Origin of the sequence: Mesorhizobium sp. M2A.F.Ca.ET.042.01.1.1, from assembly GCF_003997405.1 — a bacterium.
Classification (GTDB): Bacteria; Pseudomonadota; Alphaproteobacteria; order Rhizobiales; family Rhizobiaceae; genus Mesorhizobium.
Genome location: NZ_RZRX01000383.1, coordinates 1 through 4,027, shown reverse-complemented (window position 1 = coordinate 4,027; position 4,027 = coordinate 1). Strand labels below are relative to the sequence as shown.

The following is a 4,027-nucleotide window of genomic DNA, read 5'->3' as shown; positions in this document are numbered from 1 at the left end:
GTAATAGGCCATGTTGAGGTGGCCGTTATAGTCGATCCAGTCCTTTTCGATGTCCATCGGGTCGGAAATGAAGGGGGCGGGGATGGTCATCTGATTTTCCTTGATCGTCGCTGGACAGGGCGTGGCGGGTGAGGTTCTCTTTGTTCCGGCGCAATTCCGGACGGAAAACCGCTTCACACTTTTCCTGGAATTGCTTTAGGCATCATCCATAGCTGCATATCAAGAGTGGCCGCTGGTCCATTCGCGGAGGAATTCATGGCTTTGAGCGACCTCAATCCCGTCGAACGCAACGAGGAAGGCATTGCCGCGGTGCTCGGCATCCTCAAGCAGCGCTTCGGCGAGCGCTTCCAGACCGGCGAGGCGATACGCGGCCAGCACGCGCACACCACCACCTATATCCCGACCCAGGCGCCGGACGGCGTCGCCTTCGTCGAGACGACCGAGGATGTGCAGGAGATCGTGCGCGCCTGCGCTGCCCACCGCGTGCCGGTGATCGCCTTCGGCGTAGGCTCCTCGCTCGAGGGCCACACCAATGCGCCGGGCGGCGGTATTTCCATCGACACCTCGCGCATGAACCGGATCCTCGCCGTCAATCCGCAGGATCTCGACTGCACGGTCGAGCCCGGCGTGACGCGCGAGGACCTCAACAGGCATCTGCGCGACACCGGCCTGTTCTTCCCGATCGATCCGGGCGCGAATGCTTCGCTGGGCGGCATGGCGGCGACCAGGGCTTCCGGCACCAACGCGGTGCGCTACGGGACGATGCGCGAAAACGTGCTGTCGCTGACCGCGGTCATGGCCGACGGCGAGACGGTGACGACCGGCAAGCGGGCGAAGAAAAGCTCGGCTGGCTACGACCTGACCCGGCTCCTGGTCGGCTCGGAAGGCACGCTCGGCATCATCACCTCGCTGACGCTCCGGCTGCAGGGCATTCCGCAGGCGATCTCCGGCGGCGTGTGCCCCTTTCCGAGCTTGGAGGCGGCCTGCAACACGGTGATTGCGACCATTCAGATGGGCATTCCGGTGGCGCGCATCGAGCTGGTCAACGCGCTGCAGATGCGGGCGATGAAGAACTATTCCAAGCTCGACTATCCGGAAAGTCCGTGCCTGTTCGTCGAGTTCCACGGCAGCGACGCGGGCGTGGCCGAACAGGCCGAGACCTTCGGCATGATCGCCGGGGAGAATGGCGGCGGGCCGTTCTTGTGGACCAGCGTCGCGGAAGAGCGGACAAAGCTCTGGAAGGCGCGGCACGACGCCTACTGGTCGTCGCTGACGCTGCGCCCCGGCGCCAAGGGGCTGTCGACCGATGTCTGCGTGCCGATCTCGCGGCTTGCCGAGTGCGTCACCGAAACCGAGGCCGATATAGCCGAGATGGGGCTTATCGCCCCGATCGTCGGCCATGCCGGCGACGGGAATTTCCACGTGCTGGTGCTGATGGATGTCGACAACCCGGCCGAGATCGCGCTGGCGGAAAAATTCGTCGCCAGGCTCAACATGCGGGCGATCGCCATGGAAGGAACCTGCACCGGCGAGCACGGCATCGGCCAGGGCAAGGTCGGTTTCCTGCGGCATGAGCTAGGCCATGGCGTCGATGTCATGCGCACGATCAAGCAGGCGCTCGACCCGCTCAACATCATGAACCCGGGCAAGATTCTGCCGGCGGCGGGGTAACGCGCCGCCCAGGTCTATTCCTGAACGCCTTCGACCAGCTTCTGCAGCATGGGCCGCGTCGGCGCGAAGAAGGTCGTGCCGGTGTGCGGGGTGGAGAAGTCGAGCAACCGGTCATAGGCGCCGGGCGGCTCGCCGACATACATGCGCTGCAGCATCTTTTCGATCACCCACAGATAGCGCGTGTAGCCGATGAAATAGGTGCCGAACTCGTTCTGTCCGGGACGGCCGAACGGCATGTTGTCGCGCAGGATGTCGTATTCATTGCCGGCGTCGTCCTCGATCGTGGCCAGGGACTTGTGCGACTTGCGCGGCTTGTCGTCGTCATCAATCTCGATGTTGTCGATCTTGGTGCGGCCGATGATTTCCTCCTGGACATGGGTCGGCGTTTCTTTCCAGGCCGCCATGTTGTGCAGGTATTTCTGCACGACGACGTAGCTGCCGCCGGCAAAGTCGCCGTCCTCGTCGCCGACCAAGGCGGAGGCCGGCAGGTCGAGGCCGGTCGGATTGGCCGTGCCGTCGACAAAGCCGAGCAGGTCGCGCGCGTCGAAATAACGGAAACCGGAGACCTCGTCGACGACGGTCACGCTGCGGCCAAGGGCGTCCAGCAGGATGCGCTCGAGCTCGAAGCACATGTCGGGCCGCTCGGCACGGATGTGGAACAGGAGATCGCCCGGGGTCGAGGGCGCCGAATGGGCCGTGCCCTCGATCGGCGCGAACGGTTTCAGCTCGCGCGGCCGCCGGTTGGGCGACAGACGGTTCCAGAGCCCGGCGCCAATGCCGGCGATGCAGGACAGTCGGCCCGACAGGTCGCGGAAACCGACATTCTTGACCAGATCGTCGAGCTCGCTGAGCACCGAGGCCGCGGTCGAAAGCGCGGCCTGGTCGCTGCCGACCGTGACGACGAGGAAAATCGCGGCTGTCGACAGCGGAGCGTCGACGCTCTGCGCGTCGATGGGCACTCTATCCCAGTTCTTGCCTGACATCGGGGACGCTCCGTGTTGGGTATGGCGGCCAAGGACGTGGCCGGATGGGCAGGGATTCGCAAAAGAGATATCCCGACGACGAGCGGTCGCGCAACTGGAGACATTGGCGGCTGCCGCACGTTGAATTGCCTCTTTATGGACACGCGGATGCAGGTAGAGTGCGGCTGACTTTCAACCCGGGAAACAGATGCTCGCCCGCCTGTTCGTGATCTTCGGTGGCCTGTTCGTGCTGGTGCTGTGCGCGGCGCTGGTGGTGCCGTATTTCATCGACTGGACGGGTTACCGGGGCGATTTCGAGCGGGAGGCGAGCGCCATACTCGGCCGCAAGGTGACGGTGAAGGGCGACGCGACGGCACGGCTGTTGCCGTTTCCCTCGGTGACCTTCTCAAATGTCGAGGTCGCCGGCGGGCCTGAAGGCCAGCCGGCGATGACGGTGGAGACCTTCTCCATGGATGCGGAGTTGGCACCCTTCCTGCGCGGCGAGGTGCTGATATTCGACATGCGGCTGGTGCATCCGAAAGCCATCATCAATGTCGCCGGCGACGGCACCGTCGACTGGACGCTGCGGCCGTCGACGCCCTTCAACCCCGGCCAGATCGCCATCGAGAAGCTGTCGGTGACCGAGGGGCAGATCGAGTTGCGCCATGCCGCCGGCGGACGCAGCCATCTGATCTCGGAAATCAACTCGACCATTTCGGCCAAGGCGCTTACCGGCCCATGGCGCATGGACGGAACGCTGCGCTTCGATGGCCTGCGCACCGACGTCTCGGCCTCGACTGGCAAGGTCGAGGCCGACGGCCAGATGCGGCTCAGGCTGAAAGCCGATCCCGCTGCCTATCCGCTGATCATCGAGACCGACGGCAATGCCGGCATCGTCAAGGGCGCCGCGGTCTATTCCGGCCAGTTCAAGATTTCGGGCGCGGACAAGAACTCGGCCGAGCTGCGCGGCAGTGACGGCGAACCGGTCAAGATCAGCACCGGCAAGCCCAACCCGGGCTTCCGGCTGAACGGCAAGTTCGCGCTCGACCACCAGAAGCTCAATGTCAATGAGTTCCGCTTCGAGACCGGACCGCTCGACAATCCCTATACCGCCGACGGCAAGGCCACCGTCGATCTCGGCTTGAAGCCGCATTTCGCGGTCGAGGCCAGCGGCGCGCAGGTGCAGTTCGACGAGGCCGTCGGCGGAGCCGCCGGTTCGGGTTTCACGCTCGACCAGCGCATCGCGGCCTTCGAGCAGACGCTGCAGCACATGCCGAAGCCGACGATACCGGGCACGCTCGAGGTGCGGTTGCCGGCGGTGGTGGCGGGCGACACGACGGGGCGCGACGTGCGGCTGTCGGCCGAGCCGGTCGAAGGGGGCTGGTCGGCCAAGT

General features: G+C 64.9%; 3 protein-coding genes and 1 pseudogene. 2 read left to right on the top strand and 2 right to left on the bottom strand.

Going from position 1 to position 4,027, the window contains the following annotated elements; all coding sequences use genetic code 11:
• A pseudogene (locus EOA23_RS36740) lies at window positions 1–90 on the bottom strand (thioesterase); the annotation flags it as partial.
• 165 nt (window positions 91–255) lie between these two features.
• On the opposite strand from EOA23_RS36740, the gene EOA23_RS32255 reads away from it, so the two are divergent.
• Entirely contained in the window at window positions 256–1,671 is a 1,416-nt protein-coding gene (locus tag EOA23_RS32255) for an FAD-linked oxidase C-terminal domain-containing protein (RefSeq protein WP_127307055.1), read from the top strand.
• Window positions 1,672–1,685: 14 nt separating this feature from the next.
• Here the strand turns inward: EOA23_RS32255 and EOA23_RS32250 are convergent, their stop codons facing one another.
• On the bottom strand, window positions 1,686–2,654 hold the full coding sequence (locus tag EOA23_RS32250; RefSeq protein ID WP_127307054.1) for a Dyp-type peroxidase: 969 nt from the start codon (window positions 2,652–2,654) through the stop codon (window positions 1,686–1,688).
• 187 nt (window positions 2,655–2,841) lie between these two features.
• On the opposite strand from EOA23_RS32250, the gene EOA23_RS32245 reads away from it, so the two are divergent.
• Window positions 2,842–4,027, top strand: a 1,186-nt coding sequence (locus EOA23_RS32245; protein WP_127307053.1) for an AsmA family protein, incomplete at its 3' end; no start/stop codon positions are given.